This window comes from Streptomyces sp. ICBB 8177 (genome assembly GCF_003144095.1).
Taxonomy (GTDB): Bacteria; Actinomycetota; Actinomycetes; order Streptomycetales; family Streptomycetaceae; genus Streptantibioticus_D.
Genome location: NZ_NSKH01000023.1, coordinates 717,611 through 733,585, shown reverse-complemented (window position 1 = coordinate 733,585; position 15,975 = coordinate 717,611). Strand labels below are relative to the sequence as shown.

The 15,975-nt window shown below is 73.0% G+C and carries 12 protein-coding genes and 2 rRNA genes (1 of these 14 running past the window's edge); 4 read left to right on the top strand and 10 right to left on the bottom strand.

The genetic code is table 11. The features are described from left to right. Positions 1–545 precede the first annotated feature (545 nt). Positions 546–2,372, top strand: a complete 1,827-nt coding sequence (locus CK485_RS23615; RefSeq protein WP_109453860.1) for a glycoside hydrolase family 15 protein — start codon at positions 546–548, stop codon at positions 2,370–2,372. A gap of 23 nt (positions 2,373–2,395) precedes the next feature. Here CK485_RS23615 and CK485_RS23610 read toward each other — a convergent pair whose 3' ends face one another. The 6 genes from CK485_RS23610 to CK485_RS29155 form a co-directional block, all read right to left on the bottom strand. After that, the gene (locus tag CK485_RS23610) at positions 2,396–3,520 is read right to left on the bottom strand and encodes a glycosyltransferase family 4 protein (RefSeq protein WP_109453859.1); all 1,125 of its coding nucleotides are present in this window, start codon (positions 3,518–3,520) and stop codon (positions 2,396–2,398) included. A gap of 136 nt (positions 3,521–3,656) precedes the next feature. Continuing rightward, positions 3,657–5,384 (bottom strand): DNA repair protein RecN, encoded by a 1,728-nt coding sequence (gene recN / locus CK485_RS23605; RefSeq protein ID WP_199239521.1) that lies wholly within the window; start codon positions 5,382–5,384, stop codon positions 3,657–3,659. Positions 5,385–5,494: 110 nt separating this feature from the next. After that, positions 5,495–6,442 carry an NAD kinase gene (locus tag CK485_RS23600; RefSeq protein WP_109453858.1) on the bottom strand — a complete coding sequence of 316 codons (948 nt, stop codon included), beginning with the start codon at positions 6,440–6,442 and terminating at the stop codon, positions 5,495–5,497. Then, entirely contained in the window at positions 6,439–7,254 is an 816-nt protein-coding gene (locus CK485_RS23595; protein ID WP_109453857.1) for a TlyA family RNA methyltransferase, read from the bottom strand. The genes CK485_RS23600 and CK485_RS23595 overlap by 4 nt, the downstream gene beginning before the upstream one ends. Positions 7,255–7,261: 7 nt before the next feature. Then, positions 7,262–7,558, bottom strand: coding sequence for a hypothetical protein (locus tag CK485_RS23590; protein ID WP_241968551.1), 297 nt, complete (start codon positions 7,556–7,558; stop codon positions 7,262–7,264). Further along, positions 7,551–8,846 (bottom strand): hypothetical protein, encoded by a 1,296-nt coding sequence (locus CK485_RS29155; protein ID WP_199239485.1) that lies wholly within the window; start codon positions 8,844–8,846, stop codon positions 7,551–7,553. Before CK485_RS29155 ends, CK485_RS23590 begins: the two co-directional genes overlap by 8 nt. 154 nt (positions 8,847–9,000) lie before the next feature. Between CK485_RS29155 and CK485_RS23580 the strand changes: the two genes are divergently transcribed. Beyond that, positions 9,001–9,348 carry an SCP2 sterol-binding domain-containing protein gene (locus CK485_RS23580; protein WP_109453856.1) on the top strand — a complete coding sequence of 116 codons (348 nt, stop codon included), beginning with the start codon at positions 9,001–9,003 and terminating at the stop codon, positions 9,346–9,348. 72 nt (positions 9,349–9,420) lie between these two features. On the opposite strand, the gene CK485_RS23575 is transcribed toward CK485_RS23580, so the two are convergent. Then, positions 9,421–10,443, bottom strand: a complete 1,023-nt coding sequence (locus tag CK485_RS23575) for an HAD-IIA family hydrolase (RefSeq protein ID WP_109453855.1) — start codon at positions 10,441–10,443, stop codon at positions 9,421–9,423. Positions 10,444–10,571: 128 nt separating this feature from the next. On the opposite strand from CK485_RS23575, the gene CK485_RS23570 reads away from it, so the two are divergent. Further along, positions 10,572–11,903 (top strand): DUF1015 domain-containing protein, encoded by a 1,332-nt coding sequence (locus tag CK485_RS23570; RefSeq protein ID WP_109453854.1) that lies wholly within the window; start codon positions 10,572–10,574, stop codon positions 11,901–11,903. A gap of 117 nt (positions 11,904–12,020) precedes the next feature. Here the strand turns inward: CK485_RS23570 and CK485_RS29150 are convergent, their stop codons facing one another. After that, positions 12,021–12,977, bottom strand: a complete 957-nt coding sequence (locus tag CK485_RS29150; protein ID WP_241968603.1) for a hypothetical protein — start codon at positions 12,975–12,977, stop codon at positions 12,021–12,023. 90 nt (positions 12,978–13,067) lie between these two features. On the opposite strand from CK485_RS29150, the gene CK485_RS29145 reads away from it, so the two are divergent. Beyond that, a complete protein-coding gene (locus CK485_RS29145) occupies positions 13,068–14,072 on the top strand; it encodes a hypothetical protein (protein ID WP_199239534.1) in 1,005 nt (334 codons plus the stop codon). A gap of 102 nt (positions 14,073–14,174) precedes the next feature. On the opposite strand, the gene rrf is transcribed toward CK485_RS29145, so the two are convergent. Both rrf and CK485_RS29140 read right to left on the bottom strand, forming a co-directional pair. Continuing rightward, positions 14,175–14,291: ribosomal RNA gene (gene rrf / locus CK485_RS23560) — 5S ribosomal RNA — on the bottom strand. 133 nt (positions 14,292–14,424) lie between these two features. Then, positions 14,425–15,975, bottom strand: a 23S ribosomal RNA gene (locus tag CK485_RS29140); it runs 1,977 nt beyond the window's last position.

The window sequence follows — 15,975 nt, the reverse complement described above, 5'->3', positions numbered from 1 at the left end:
TTCAGTGGTTCAGCCCACCGGCCCACGGGCTACCAGGGTATCAGCGCCCCGGCGCACCCGTCGGCGGCGCGGGGGCGCCGGGGCCGGGGTGTCCGGGGGCACGGCGCCTCGCCCGGCACGCTCCGGCGCCCGGCGCGCCGCACTCCCGCGCCTGTGGCGAGGGCCCTTCCGCGCCCGTGGGGAGGCGCCCTCCCCCTCCCTCGGCGAGGCGCCCTCCCGCACCCGTGGCGAACGGCCGCAGGCGTGCGCTCCGGAATGTGCGCCGAGGGGGTCGCAGGCCCTACGATGCGGGCCGCGCACTCGCGCGTTCCCGCACGTCCCGCCCACAAGGTCAGGGCCCGGCGGGGGCCGTAGGATGGGTGCGTTGGCGCGACAGGGCACCGTGCGGGGACGCCTCACCCGACCGGCCGAGCCCGGCTCCACCGAGACTCGCGCGTCCCCCTGTTCCACGTCGTATTCTGCTCGGACGCTTTCTGCTGCCCGCCCTCGCGCAGGGGCAGGAGGGGGACGGCTCGACGTTCAACTGATCGACTGTTCGACTGGAGATGCACGTGGCCGGGCGCATCGAGGACTACGCACTCATCGGCGATATGCAGACCGCCGCACTCGTCTGCCGGGACGGGACGGTGGACTGGCTGTGCCTGCCCCGGTTCGACTCGCCGTCGATCTTCGCCGGACTGCTGGGCACCGATGAACACGGCTACTGGCGGCTGGGCCCGGCCCACCCGGCGTCCGAGGAGCCGCCCTCCGCGACCCGCCGCCGCTACCGGGGCGACTCGCTGATCCTGGAATCGGAGTGGGACACCAAGCGCGGCACGGTCCGGGTGACCGACTTCATGCCGCCGCGCGACGGCGCCCCGCAGCTGATCCGGGTCGTCGAGGGCGTCTCCGGCCGGGTGCCGATGCGTTCCGAGCTGGTCATGCGCTTCTCCTACGGCTGGGTCACGCCGTGGGTGCACAAGGTCGCGGACCCGCAGGCCTCCGAGGGCCGGGTGGTGGCCGTCGCCGGCCCCGACTCCGTGTGGCTGGACACCGACTGTCCGACCTACGGCAAGGACCTGACGACCTACGCGGACTTCACGGTCGCCCCGGGGGACCGGGTGGTGTTCACCATCAGCTGGCAGCCCTCGCACAAGGAGCCGCCGGCGCTGCCGGACCCCGCCGGTTCGCTGGAGGCGACCGAGCAGTTCTGGCGCGACTGGGTCGAGCAGTGCACCTACCACGGCCCGTACCGGGACGCGGTGGTCCGCTCGCTGATCACTCTGAAGGCGCTCACCTACGGCCCCACCGGCGGCATCGTCGCCGCGCCGACCACCTCGCTGCCCGAGGACATCGGCGGCGTGCGCAACTGGGACTACCGCTTCACCTGGCTGCGGGACGCGGCGATCACCCTGTCGTCGCTGCTGCGCACCGGCTACCGCGAGGAGGCCCGCGCCTGGCGCGAGTGGCTGCTGCGCGCGGTGGCGGGCGACCCGGAGAACCTCCAGATCATGTACGGCATCGCGGGCGAACGCGAGCTGGGCGAGACGGAGCTGACCTGGCTGCCCGGCTACGAGGGCTCGCAGCCGGTGCGGGTCGGCAACGGCGCCGCCCACCAGCTCCAGCTGGACGTCTACGGTGAGGTCAGCGAGGCGCTGCACCTGGCCCACATGACCGGCCTGGCCCGCAACGACTACGCGAGCCTGCTCCAGCTGAAGCTGATCCGCTACCTGGAGCAGCACTGGACCGAGCCGGACGAGGGCATCTGGGAGGTGCGCGGCCCGCGCCGCCACTTCGTGCACTCCAAGGTGATGGCCTGGGTCGCGGTCGACCGCACGGTGAAGCTGATCGAGTCCGGCGAGGTCGACGGCCCGCTGGAGCGGTGGCGCGAGCTGCGCGAGGAGATCCACCGCGACGTGTGCGAGAAGGGCTACGACAAGGAGCGCAACACCTTCACCCAGTCCTACGGCTCCAAGGAGCTGGACGCCTCGCTGCTGCTGATTCCCCAGGTCGGCTTCCTGCCGCCGGACGACAAGCGGGTCATCGGCACGATCGAGGCGATCCAGAAGGAGCTGACGGTCGAGGGCGGCTTCGTGCTGCGGTACCCGACCGAGGGCTCGGACGAGGGCGTCGACGGCCTGCCCGGCGACGAGGGCGCGTTCCTGGCCTGCTCGTTCTGGCTGGCGGACGACCTGGCGATGATCGGCCGGGTCGACGAGGCCCGCCAGCTGTTCGAGAAGCTGCTGTCGCTGCGCAACGACCTGGGCCTGCTGGCGGAGGAGTGGGACCCGCGCCTGCAACGCCAGGTGGGCAACTTCCCCCAGGCCTTCAGCCACGTCCCCCTGATCGACACGGCCCTGCGCCTGACCGCCAGCGGCGCGTACGGCGGCTGACCGGGCGGGGCGCGGGGCTCCGGTCAGCGGGCCGGGGTGCCGGTCAGCTCGTCGTAGACGCTGAGGATCTGGGCGATCGTGTGGTCCTCGGTGGGCCAGGTCGCCGCCTGGGCACGGGCCTCGGCGGTCAGGGCCGTCCTGCGGGCCGGGTCCGCCAGCAGGTCGGCGACGGCCCGGGCCAGCGCCGCCGCGTCGCCCTGCGGCACCAGCACCGCCGCGTCCCCCACCAGGTCCGGCACGCCACCGACCGCGGTCGCCACCAGCGGCACCCCGGCCCGCAGGGTCTCCTGGACGATCAGCGGATGCGCCTCCCAGCGGCTGGGCAGCGCGACCAGGTCGGCCACCTGGAGCAGGTGCGCCACGTCATCGCGGCGGCCCAGCAGCCGCACCGGCAGGTCCTCCGTCCCGATCCGGGCGGCGAGTTCGCCCCGGCGGCTGCCCTCGCCCGCGATGGCGACCAGCGGCGCCGGGTCCAGCGCCCGCCAGCAGCGCGCGGCGTCCAGCAGCAGATCGTGCCCCTTGTACGGTTCGAGGCGGCCGACGGCGAGGACCAACGGCCGTTTCTCGGCGCCGAGTTCGGCCCGCAGCGCGTCGCGGTCGGGCGCGTGCCGCGGTCGCGGCACCGGGAAGGCCACCGGCGCCAGCCGGGCGTCACGCGCCCCGAGTCCGCGCACCCGGTCCACCAGATCCGTCGAGGCGCCCAGCACCACGGTGGCGGCCCGAGCCACCCTCCGTTCCAGCAGCCGCGCCAGGCCGCCCCTGGTGCCGGTCGCCGGGGCGGGCGGGTGCCAGGTCACCACGAGGGCCGGGCCCCGCGCGCCGGTGAGCGCGAGCGAGGCCAGCATCCCGGCGCGCAGGCCGTGCGCGTGCACCACGTGGGTGCCGGCGCAGGCGGCGCGCAGCGCGGCGACCGCGGCGGCCTCGCCCAGCGGTCCCGGCCGCCCGCCGATCTCCACCGGCGCGAACCGGGCGCCGGTGCCCTCGAAGCCGTAGGCCGCGGCGGAGGTGGCGGGCGCGCAGACCGTCACCTCGACGCCCCGCGCGACCAGTCCCCCGGACAGCGAGCTGACGTGCCCGCCGCCGCACGCGCCGAAGACCTGCACGGCGCGCAACGGGCCGGACGGCCGCGGGATGTGAGTGCTGGTCACCGGAAGGCTCTGGCTCCTGGGTCGGGGGCGGGCAGGGTCCAGGATGCCAGCAGGGTGCGACAGTTCGGGTGTCGATCTCCCGTCCTACCGGCCCGTAGCCCTCCCCCTATCACCCGGACGAGTGAGCCGGGGAGGTTCAGCGGGCCGACCGTGCCGTCTCCAGCAGCTCTTCCGCGTGCGCCCGGGCGGTGTCGGAGTCCTCCAGGCCCGCGAGCATCCGCGACAGCTCCCGCACCCGCTCCTCACCGTCCAGCACCTTCACCCCGCTGCTGGTCACCGAGCCGTCGTTGGTCTTCTCCACCAGCAACTGCCGGTCGGCGAAGGCCGCTACCTGCGGCAGGTGCGTGACGACGACGACCTGCGCCGACTTCGCCAGCCTGGCCAGCCGCCGTCCGACCTCGACCGCCGCCTTGCCCCCGACGCCCGCGTCCACCTCGTCGAACAGATACGTCGGCACCGGGTCGGATCCGGCGAAGACCACCTCGACCGCGAGCATCACCCGCGACAGCTCACCGCCCGACGCGCCCTTGGCGATCGGCCGCGGCGGCGCCCCCGGGTGCGGCGCGAGGTGCAGCTCCACCTCGTCGGCGCCGTACGGGCCGAAGGCGACCGTGCGGCCGTCGATCGCGATGCCGTCCTCGTCGTCGGTCTGCCCGATCTCGACCGTGATCCGGGCGTGCGGCATGGCGAGTTCGGCGAGTTCCGCGGTGACCGCGTCGGCGAAGCGCGCCGCGGCCTTGGTCCGCGCGTCCGTCAACCGGCCCGCCAGCGACGCCAGTTCGGCGCGCAACCCGTCGCGTTCCGCGGTCAGCGCGTCGATCCGCTCGTCGTCGCCGTCCAGTTCGGCCAGGCGGGCCGCGCCCTGTTCGGCCCAGGCCAGCACGGCGGCGACGCCCCCTTCGACCTCGCCGTACTTGCGGGTCAACTGGCCCAGCACGGACCGCCGTTCCTCGACGGCGGCCAGGCGCAGCGGATCGGCGTCCAGGTTGTCGGCGTAACCGGCGAGTTCGCCTGCCACGTCGGCGACCAGGATGGCGATCTCGCCGAGCCGGTCGGCCAGCGCGGCCAGCGCGGGGTCGTGGCCCCGGACCGCCTCCAGCGCGCGGTGCGCCCCGGCCACCAGGGTCGCGGCGTCCACGCCCTCCGGGTCCTCCGGGTTGCCGGCGAGCGCCGCGTGCCCGGCGGACGCGGCCGACGCCAGCGCCTCCGCGTGCCCGAGCCGCTCGGCCTCGGCGGCCAGCTCCGTGTCCTCCCCGGGGCGCGGGTCGGCGGCGGCCACCTCCTCCAGGCCGAACCGCAGCAGATCCGCCTCCTGGGCGCGTTCCCTGGCGAGCCTGGTCAGCTCGTCCAGCTCGGCGGTCACCTCGCGCAGGCGCTTGTACGTCCGCTGGTAGGCGGCGAGCGGCTCGGCGACCGCGTCTCCCGCGTACCGGTCGAGCGCCTGCCGCTGGCGGGCCGGGCGCAGCAGCCCCTGCTGGTCGGTCTGGCCGTGGACGGCCACCAGGTCGTCGGCGAGTTCGCCCAGCAGCGAGGCGGGCACCGAACGGCCGCCCACGTGCGCCCGGGAGCGCCCCTCGGCGGAGATGGTGCGGCTCACCAGCAACGCGCCGTCGTCCAACTCCGCCCCCGCCTCCTCGGCACGCGCCGCCGCCGGGGACGCAGGGTCCACCGTGATCCGGCCCTCGACCACCGCGGCCTTCGCGCCGATGCGCACCAGCGCGGCGTCCGCCCGGCCCCCCAGCAGCAGCCCGAGGCTGGTGACGACCATGGTCTTGCCCGCGCCCGTCTCGCCGGTCACCGCCGTGAACCCGGGCGACAGCTCGACCACGGCGTCGTCGATGACGCCCAGGGACCGTATCCGCATCTCCTCCAGCACGCCCAAGACGATACGAGGTCCGGCCCCCTCGACGCGACGCGCGCCCCCATCGAACCCGGCTCCCGGGGGGCGGGCCCGGCGGCCGGGGCCGCGCTCGCTCAGCGCGGTGCGCCCCGCCAGCCCGCCACCGGCAGCGCGAACTTCGCCACCAGGCGGTCGGTGAAGTTGGCGTGGTGCAGCCGGGCGAGCCGCACCGGCACCCCGCCGCGGCGCACCTCCACCCGCGCCCCGGCCGGCAACGGCACGGTGCGCCGCCCGTCGCACCACAGCACGCCATGCTGGGTCTTGGGCTGCACCTCCACCGCCAGCACCGAGGAGGGCGAGGCCACCAGCGGCTTGGCGAACAGCGCGTGCGCGCTGATCGGCACCATCAGCAGCGCCTCGACCTCCGGCCACACCACGGGACCGCCCGCCGAGAAGGCGTACGCGGTCGAGCCGGTCGGCGTCGCGCACACCACGCCGTCGCAACCGAACCCGGACACCGGGCGGCCGTCCACCTCGATGACCACCTCCAGCATCCGCTCGCGCGCCGCCTTCTCCACCGAGGCCTCGTTGAGCGCCCAGTCGGTGTGCACCACGCGGCCGTCCTCGCGCACGAGCACGTCGAGCGTCATGCGTTCCTCGACCTCGTACGCCCGTGTCACCACCCGGTCGACCACCTTGTCCAGGTCGTCGCGTTCGGCCTCGGCGAGGAAGCCGACCCGGCCCAGGTTGACGCCGAGCATGGGCACGCCCGAGGCGCGGGCGAACTCGGCGCCGCGCAGCAGCGTGCCGTCGCCCCCGAGCACGACCAGCAACTCGCAGCCGTCCACCACGCCCGGGCGGCTGTCCACCACCTCGACCGACTCCGGAAGCGGCACCGGCAGGTCGGCCGCCTCGGCGCGCAGGATGCGTACCCCTATGCCGCTGCGCAGCAGTCCCTGGACGACGCGCTGGGCGCTGCGCACCGCGGCCGGGCGGCCGGTGTGCGCGAGCAGGAAGACGGTGCGCCCCGCCGTACCGGGGACGTCGCCACCTGTGCTGTCTGACGTGCTCCATCCGCTCAACGGGGCCCCTCCGCTACCGCACGGTCGACATCGGCGGGGTCGAGTTCCGGCGCCCCGGCCCGCAGCCACAGAAAGTACTCGACGTTGCCGGACGGCCCGGGCAGCGGACTGGCGGTCACGCCCAGCACCCCGAGCCCGAGGGAGGCGGCACGCTGCGCCACGCCCTTGACCGCCTCGGCCCGCAGTTCGGGCCGCCGCACCACGCCGCCGCTGCCCAGCCGCTCCTTGCCCACCTCGAACTGCGGCTTGACCATCAGCACCAGGTCCGCGTCCGGCGCCGAGCAGCGCACCAGCGCCGGCAGCACCAGGCCCAGAGGGATGAACGACAGGTCGCCGACGACCACGTCGACCGGCTCGCCGTCGAGGTCGTCCAGCGTCAGCTCCCGCACGTTGGTGCGGTCCTTGACCACGACCCGCTCGTCGCTCCGCAGCGACCAGGCCAGCTGCCCGTATCCGACGTCCGCGGCGACCACCTGGCGGGCCCCCGCGCGCAGCAGCACGTCGGTGAACCCGCCGGTCGACGCCCCCGCGTCCAGGCAGCGCCGCCCCTCGACCCGCAGCCCCAGCGGGGTGAAGGCGGCCAGCGCCCCGGCGAGTTTGTGGCCTCCGCGCGAGACGTAGTCGGGGTCGGAGTCGTCCGCGGCGACGACGAGCGCGGCGGAGGTCTCCACCTGGGTCGCCGACTTGGTGGCCACCCCGCCGCCCACCGTGACCCTCCCCGCCGCGATCAGCTGCGCGGCGTGCTCGCGCGAACGCGCCATCCCACGCCGCACCAGCTCCGCGTCGAGACGGCGTCTTGCCGGTCCTGCCACCTTCGGTTCAGCTCCTGTCGTCGTACGTGGCCGCGCTCTCCCGCGGCCCCGGTGGGCCCGGTGCGGCGTCGAGCGCGGTGAGCGCGTCCCGCAGCCGGGCGTGTACATCCTCGTACACCTCGACGTGGCTGTCGGTGGGCAGGTGGTCCGCGTCCGCCAGCCGCTCCAGCGCCGCGTCCACCTCCGGGCTGCCGGTGGGCGTGAGCACGACACCCAGCGGCTCCGGCCCGGTGGCGTCCCGCACCTGCGCGTCCTGCTCCAGCGGTACGGGGATCTCCTCGCCGGAGTGCTCCGCCTCAGCCATCGGAACGCGGCTCACCAGGGGCGGTGGGCCGGGTCGGCGGCTGGTCGGCGGCGGCACCTTGATCGGGGGCGCTCTTCTTCGCGTCCGTCTGCCGCGCGGTGGCCTTCTTCGCGGCGGCCCTGGTCGCCTCGACCTGCCGCGGCGAGGCCTGCCCAGCGGCTGCCTCGGCCGCGGCCCGCGCGGTCGCCGTCTTCACGGCGGGCGCGCCCTTCGCCGTCGTCGCCTTCTTGCCGGGGGCGCCGAAGGTCTTCCGTCCCGGGGCCGTCGTACCGGCGGCGTCCTTCCCGGGCGCCGTCCTGCCGGAGACCGCGGCCCTGGTCAGCGCCGCCTTGGTCAACGCGCTCTCCGTCGCGGGCTTCTTGGCCTGCGCGGTGGCCTTCTTGGCGGTGGCCTTCTTGGCGCCGGCCTTCTTGGCGGTGGCCTTCTTGGCGCCGGCCTTGTTGGGGGCGGTCTTCTTGGCGCCGGCCTTCTTGGTGGCGGTCTTCTTCGCGGCCGTCTTCCCGGCGGCCATCTGCTCGGCGGCCGTCCCGGCGGACGCCGCCGTCTTCTTGGCCGCCGTCTTCTTCGCCGCGGTCTTCTTCGCGGCCGTCTTCTTCGCGGGAGCGGTCGTCGCGGCGGTCTTCTCGGCCGCCGTCTTCTTGCCGACCGCCTTCCTCGCCGTGGTCTTCTTGGCCGCCGTCTTCTTCGCGGGGGCGCTGCCCTCGGACGCCTTCTCGGCGGCCGTCCTGCCCTCCGCGGCGGCGCGCTTCGCCGGCGGCTCGGCCGTCTTCACCCGGGCCGGGGCCGGTCGGGTGGTCCCGGTGGGCGCCTGCGGGCGAAGGCCCGGGCGGCCGCCCGGCCGTACCGGCGGCTCCGCGGTCTTCACCCTCGGGTGCTGGTGCGACGCGGCCGGGGGCTCGTCCTCCAGCCGCACCCGCTCGCGCGGCGTCTCCGGCTCGCCGGGGCCCTCCAGGTTGCGTACCCGGCGCTCCAGCGCCTCCAGGATCACGCCGACCTTGGTGACCTCGTCGGCGATCCGGCCGACCCGGCCCATCGCCTTGTCGACCTCTTCCTTGACCAGTCCGACCAGCAGGTCGCGGTTGGCCCGTCCGGAGGCGATCAGCTCGTCCGCGAGGGCCTGGACCTCGGGCGGGATGCGTTCACCGATCTGCCGCTGGAGGGTGTCCACGTCCACCCCGGCCTGGTCGAGCAGTTCCCGGGCGGTGGTGGCGGCCCGCCGTCGGGTGGCCTCGGTCAGCCCGCCCGCGATCTGTAGGCAGGTGCGCAACGCGTCACGCAATACCCTCACTCCTCGCCTCTCCTAGGACGCCGATGGTCACGACGCTACCGCGTGCCGCCGCGCGCCGGTCGTACCGCTGAGCGGACGCGAGCCGCCGGGGCCGTCCGGCAGGCGGTGTACGGTCGTGCGGTACGTACCGCCGCACCGGGGAGCGAGACCGCCGATGGCGACCATCGAGGAGTGCCGCAGCGCGCTCGACCGGCTGTCGCACAACCTCGCCGGGGCCGACGGCAAGGTGGCCCGCGCCGCAGCCGTCGACCGCTCGGTGAGCTGCGCGATCACCGATCTCGGGGTGACCTTCACCGGCCGGCTGTCGGACGGAGCCATCCGCGACATCGTGCCCGTACGGGGAACGCCGGCCGAACGCGCCGACATCCGGCTCGCGATGTCCGGCGACGACCTGGTGGCCCTGGTGGACGGGCGGCTCAACTTCGCCGTGTCCTGGGCCACCGGCCGCGTCAAGCTGGAAGCGGGCCTGCGCGACCTGCTGCGGCTGCGCACACTGCTCTGAGCCCCCGTCCGGCCCTCCGCAGGCAGTCCCACCGCCTGCCTGCGCAGGCAGGCGGTGCGCCTCCGCAGGCTCCTACAGCCCCAGCCGCCCCAGCGCCTTGCCCGCGTCCAGCCCGCACGCCTGCGAGCCGCTCGCCGTCCAGGCCGCCGCGCACAGCGCCCGCAGGCCGTCGAACGGGTCGCCGTCCCCCTCGACCGCCAGCGCGTCGCCGTCGGCGCGGGCCGTCCAGCCCCCGCAGCGCCACGCCTCGCCGTCCCGGCTCACGTCGGGCTGGGCGGTGAGCAGCCCGCGCAGGTCGGCGGCGACGTACGTGGGCCGGTGCTCGGGGACGGCCGCGAGCAGTGCCGCCGGCGTGGTGACCCCGGTCAGCACCAGCAGCGAGTCCACCCCGCCCGCGTGGGCGCCCTCGATGTCGGTGTCGAGCCGGTCGCCGACGACCAGCGGGCGCTTCGCCCCGGTGCGCAGGATCGTCTCGCGGTGCATCGGCGGCCGCGGTTTGCCGGCGACCTTGGGCTCCGCGCCGGTGACGATCCTGACCACCTCGACCGCGGCGCCGTTGCCGGGGGCGATGCCGCGCGGGCTGGGAATGGTCAGGTCGGTGTTGGACGCGTACCACGGCACGCCGCGCGCCACCGCGTAACCGGCCTCCGCCAGCCTGCTCCACGGCTGGTCCGGGCCGCCGTAGCCCTGAACCACGGCGACCGGTTCGTCGTCCGCCGAGTCCACCGGCTCCAGCCCGCGCTCCCGCAGCGCCGCGCGCAGCCCCTCGCCGCCGATCGCCAGCACCCGCCCGCCCTCGGGCACCTCGTCCGCGATGAGCCGGGCGACGGCCTGCGCGGAGGTGATGACGTCCTGGCTGCGCGCCGGGACGCCGAGTTCCGTCAGGTGGGCGGCGACCGCGTCCGGAGTGCGCAGGGCGTTGTTGGTCACGTAGGCGAGACGCATGCCCCGCTCGCGCGCGGTCTTCAGCGATTCGGGCGCGTGCTCGATGGCGTGCGGGCCGGTGTACACCACCCCGTCGAGGTCCAGCAGCGCCGTGTCGTACGCCTCGTCGAGCCGGCGCTCACTGCCGCCCGGCGCGGTCCGCGGATCCATCCGTCGCGTCTCCCTCACGTCGTCCTCCGTACGGTCCCGTACGGTTCGCGTCCTCGTCCCCGGCGCGCACCGGCGCACGCGGGAGGTACCGTCTTCGCGCGTAGCCGCCGGGCACATAGCATGCTCTGATGAGCAATCCAGGATCGTCCCCCGGCCTTCACCGAGGGGTACCCCGGCGCGCGCCCGGGCTGCGGCTGGCACCGTTCCGCGGGCTGCGCTACGTCCCCGAGCGGGTCGGCAGCCTGTCCGCGGTCACCTCGCCACCGTACGACGTCGTGGTCAGGCCCGACGGACTGGACCACCTGGAGACCCTCGACCCGTACAACATCGTGCGGCTGACCCTGCCGCGCGACGGCGACATCTCGACCCGGCACGCCCAGGCCGCCCGCACCCTGCGCCGCTGGCTGGACGACGGCGTGCTGGCCGCCGACCCCGAACCGGCGCTCTACGTCTACGAGCAGCGCCCCCGCGACGGCGGCGTGCAGCGCGGCCTGATCGGCGCCCTGCGGCTGACCGGGCCGGAGGAACGGGTGGTCCTGCCGCACGAGAGCGTCATGCCCGAGCCCGTCGCCGACCGCGCCGGCCTGATGCGCGCGACGGCCGCCAACCTGGAGCCGCTGCTGCTCGCCTACCGTGGCGACGAGGCGGGCGCCGCGGCCCGCCTCGTGGAGCGCACCGCGGGGCTGCCGCCGCTGCTGGCCACGACCACCGAGGACGGCACCCGGCACCGCCTGTGGGCGGTCACCGATCCCCATGACATCGCCGCGGTCGACGCCGACCTCGCGCCGCGCCAGGCACTGATCGCTGACGGCCACCATCGCTGGGCGACGTACCTGCGGCTGCTCGCCGAGCGCCCGGCCGACGACCCGGGCGCGTGGGACCACGGGCTGGTGCTGCTGGTGGACACCGCCCGCTATCCGCTGCGCGTACGGGCCATCCACCGAGTGTTGCGAGAACTGCCGGTCGCGGACGCGCTGGCGGCGGTACGCGGCGCCTTCAGCGTGCGGGAGGTCCGGGGTCCGCTGGACGGCGCGTTGGAGGCGCTGGCGTCGGCGACAGCCCAGGGCGGGGACGGCAGTGGGCGGAACGCCTTCCTGCTCGCGGGCGACGGGCGGTTCCACCTGCTGACCAGGCCGGACGAACACCTCGTAGCGGAAGCCGTGCCCCAGGACCAGCCGCGTGCCTGGCGCGAACTGGACGCGACCGTGCTGCACAGCCTGCTCATCGACCGCGTATGGCGGGTACCGGACTCCCCCGAGCACATCGGCTACGTCCACGACGCGCCCGCGGCCGTGCGGCAGGCGGAACGGCTGGGCGGCACCGCGGTCCTGATGCACCCCGTCGCCGAGCATACCGTGCTGGAGCTGGCCCGCGAGGGCGTGATGATGCCGCGCAAGTCGACCTCCTTCGGCCCCAAGCCGGCCTCAGGCCTGGTGTTGCGCAGCGTCGAGGCGGACTGATCGGTCCGGCGGGCCAGGCGTCCTCGCGGGCCCGGAAACGCCGCGAGGGCGGCACTCGTACGGTCGTCGCGTACGGGTGCCGCCCTCGGGCGGATGGTCGCCGGTCAGTCCGGTCGATCAGTCCCGCTGGTCGTGGCTGCCGTCCTGGCCGGCGGTGTCCTCGGCGGCGGGGCCGGGCTGCGGCTCGCGGAAGGGGTTGTCGAGGAAGGTGGACGGCTGCGGGGCCGCCTCGGTCTCCGGTACCCCGGACGCCTCGCCCGGCTCGTCGGCCTTCACGTCCTCGGCGCCGGCCTTCGGCTCCTGGACCGCGGGCTCCTCGGTGTCCGCGTCCCGAGCGTCAGGGGTCCGCGCCTCCTCCGGCTCACCCGGCTCGATCGGCTCCTCGTCGGCCTCGGGGTCGAGGGCGTCGACGAACTCCACGCCGTCCAGCTCGGCGAGCCGGTCCGACGCGTCGGTGGAGCCGCTCTGGTCCGCCTCCAGCGCCTTCCCGAACCACTCCCGCGCCTCGTCCTCGCGGCCCACGGCGAGCAGCGCGTCCGCGTAGGCGTAACGCAGCCGCGCGGTCCACGGCTGGAGGGAGTTGGACGCCAGCTCGGGGCTCTGCAACGTGACGACGGCGGCTTCCGCCTGGCCCATGTCGCGGCGGGCCCCGGCGGCCACGAGCCGCATCTCGACCTGGCCTGCCTTGTCCAGCTTGTGCACCTCGGGCTCGCCGGCCATCGCGAGCGCGCGCTCCGGCCGGCCGAGACCGCGCTCACAGTCCGCCATGACCGGCCACAGCTCGACCGACCCGGTCATCCGGCGCGCGGCGCGGAACTCCGCCAGCGCCTCCGAGTACTTCTCGTTGGCGTACGCGGCGAAGCCGAGCGCCTCGCGGACGGCGGCCACCCGGGACGCCAGCCGGAACGCGACCTTTGCGTACCCGTACGCCTGCTCCGGCTCGGAGTCGAGCAGACGGGCCACCATCACCAGGTTGCGGGCGACGTCCTCGGCGAGCGTCTTGGGCAGGCTCTGGAGCTCCTGGCGGACGCTCTTGTCGATCTCCTGACCGGTGACGTCCTCGGGAATCGGCAGCCGCTTGACCGGCTCCCGCTCCTCGCGCGAGTCGTCCCGGCGGCGGTCGTCCCGGTTCTCGAACCGGCCACGCCCGGACGTGTACGGACGATGCCCACGGTCGCCGCCGGACCGCCCGCCGCGGTCGTCGTCTCGACGGGGGCCGCGGGGACGGTCATCACGCCGGAAGCCGCCACGGTCGTCGTCCCGGCGGGGACCACGGGGACGGTCGTCGCGGGAACGGTCGTCACGGCGGTCATCGCGCGGACGGTCGTCGCGGGGGCGGTCGTAACGGGGCCGGTCGTCACGGCGGAAGCCGCCACGGTCGTCCTCACGGCGGGGGCCACGGGGTCGGTCGTCGCGGGGGCGGTCGTAACGCGGACGGTCGTCACGGCGGAAACCGCCACGGTCGTCGTCCCGGCGAGGACCGCGCGGACGGTCATCGCGGGAACGGTCGTCACGGCGGTCATCACGAGGACGGTCGTACCGCGGACGGTCATCACGGCGGAAGCCACCACGGTCACCGCCACGCTCACCGTCGCGACGGAAGCCACCGCGGTCGTCCTCACGACGCGGGCCCCGCGGACGGTCGTCACGGGAACGGTCGTCGCGGCGGTCATCGCGCGGACGGTCGTAACGCGGACGATCGTCACGGCGGAAACCGCCACGGTCGTCCTCACGACGGGGGCCACGGGGACGGTCATCGCGACGGTCGTCACGGGGGCGGTCGTAGCGCGGGCGATCGTCCCGGCGGAAGCCACCACGGTCACCGCCACGCTCACCGTCGCGACGGAAGCCACCGCGGTCGTCCTCACGACGCGGGCCCCGCGGACGGTCGTCACGGGAACGGTCGTCGCGGCGATCGTCCCGCGGACGGTCATAACGCGGACGATCGTCACGGCGGAAACCACCGCGATCGTCGTCACGACGGGGGCCGCGCGGACGGTCGTCGTCACGACGGTAACCACCACGGTCGTCGCTGCGACGCGCCCCGCCCCCGCGGAACTCGCGCCGGTCGCCGGCGCCCCCGTTCCGCTCCCTGCGTTCGGGTCGCTCCGAGCGATCCTCGGACGAGTTGGTCATCGACGTGACTCCTGTCGGTTCGTACTGCTGTAGTGCCAGTGTCTCGTACCCGCCGGACGGCTGCGTCCCGGCAGGTAATACAAAAAGGACCCCCGGTCCCAGCGCTCAGGCCAGGACCGAGGGTCCGTAAGAATTGTTCGGCGGCGTCCTACTCTCCCACAGGGTCCCCCCTGCAGTACCATCGGCGCTGAAAGGCTTAGCTTCCGGGTTCGGAATGTGACCGGGCGTTTCCCTAACGCTATGACCACCGAAACACCATCGGGCCATCCCGCTGAGCGGGAGTTGGCAAGGTGCCGTGAACAAGCACACTTTTTAGTTGAGTAAGTCAGCTGCGACCAGTGCGATGGTTCGCAATCTGGGAGCTACATAGTGGACGCGAGCAACTGAGGACAAGCCCTCGGCCTATTAGTACCGGTCAACTCCACCAGTCACCTGGCTTCCATCTCCGGCCTATCAACCCAGTCGTCTACTGGGAGCCTTACCCCATCAAGTGGGTGGGAGCCCTCATCTCGAAGCAGGCTTCCCGCTTAGATGCTTTCAGCGGTTATCCCTCCCGAACGTAGCCAACCAGCCATGCCCTTGGCAGAACAACTGGCACACCAGAGGTCCGTCCGTCCCGGTCCTCTCGTACTAGGGACAGCCCTTCTCAAGACTCCTACGCGCACAGCGGATAGGGACCGAACTGTCTCACGACGTTCTAAACCCAGCTCGCGTACCGCTTTAATGGGCGAACAGCCCAACCCTTGGGACCGACTCCAGCCCCAGGATGCGACGAGCCGACATCGAGGTGCCAAACCATCCCGTCGATATGGACTCTTGGGGAAGATCAGCCTGTTATCCCCGGGGTACCTTTTATCCGTTGAGCGACGGCGCTTCCACAAGCCACCGCCGGATCACTAGTCCCAGCTTTCGCTCCTGCTCGACCCGTCAGTCTCACAGTCAAGCTCCCTTGTGCACTTACACTCAACACCTGATTGCCAACCAGGCTGAGGGAACCTTTGGGCGCCTCCGTTACCCTTTAGGAGGCAACCGCCCCAGTTAAACTACCCATCAGACACTGTCCCTGATCCCGATTAGGGACCCAGGTTAGACATCCAGCACGACCAGACTGGTATTTCAACAACGACTCCACCCGAACTGGCGTCCAGGCCTCACAGTCTCCCAGCTATCCTACACAAGCCGAACCGAACACCAATATCAAACTGTAGTAAAGGTCCCGGGGTCTTTCCGTCCTGCTGCGCGAAACGAGCATCTTTACTCGTAATGCAATTTCACCGGGCCTATGGTTGAGACAGTCGAGAAGTCGTTACGCCATTCGTGCAGGTCGGAACTTACCCGACAAGGAATTTCGCTACCTTAGGATGGTTATAGTTACCACCGCCGTTTACTGGCGCTTAAGTTCTCAGCTTCGCCCCACCGAAATGGAGCTAACCGGTCCCCTTAACGTTCCAGCACCGGGCAGGCGTCAGTCCGTATACATCGCCTTACGGCTTCGCACGGACCTGTGTTTTTAGTAAACAGTCGCTTCTCGCTGGTCTCTGCGGCCACCCCCAGCTCACACCGCAAGGGTGATCACCAGGTGTGGCCCCCCTTCTCCCGAAGTTACGGGGGCATTTTGCCGAGTTCCTTAACCATAGTTCACCCGAACGCCTCGGTATTCTCTACCAGACCACCTGAGTCGGTTTAGGGTACGGGCCGCCATGAAACTCGCTAGAGGCTTTTCTCGACAGCATAGGATCATCCACTTCACCACAATCGGCTCGGCATCAGGTCTCACCCTCATGTGAGTGGCGGATTTACCTACCACTCGGGCTACACCCTTACCCCGGGACAACCACCGCCCGGGCTGGACTACCTTCCTGCGTCACCCCATCACTTACCTACTACTCCCTCGGGCCGGCGGCTCCACCACTCCCCATCACTCCGAAGAGATCAA

What these genes read in the sequence shown, in the direction of transcription:
- CK485_RS23615 (WP_109453860.1), top strand. Translation starts at nt 546, where the DNA reads ATGCACGTGGCCGGGCGCATCGAGGACTACGCACTCATCGGCGATATG.
- recN (WP_199239521.1), bottom strand. Translation starts at nt 5,384, where the DNA reads ATGCGGATACGGTCCCTGGGCGTCATCGACGACGCCGTGGTCGAGCTG.
- CK485_RS23590 (WP_241968551.1), bottom strand. Translation starts at nt 7,558, where the DNA reads ATGGCTGAGGCGGAGCACTCCGGCGAGGAGATCCCCGTACCGCTGGAG.
- CK485_RS23580 (WP_109453856.1), top strand. Translation starts at nt 9,001, where the DNA reads ATGGCGACCATCGAGGAGTGCCGCAGCGCGCTCGACCGGCTGTCGCAC.
- CK485_RS23575 (WP_109453855.1), bottom strand. Translation starts at nt 10,443, where the DNA reads ATGGATCCGCGGACCGCGCCGGGCGGCAGTGAGCGCCGGCTCGACGAG.
- CK485_RS23570 (WP_109453854.1), top strand. Translation starts at nt 10,572, where the DNA reads ATGAGCAATCCAGGATCGTCCCCCGGCCTTCACCGAGGGGTACCCCGG.
- CK485_RS29145 (WP_199239534.1), top strand. Translation starts at nt 13,068, where the DNA reads ATGCCCACGGTCGCCGCCGGACCGCCCGCCGCGGTCGTCGTCTCGACG.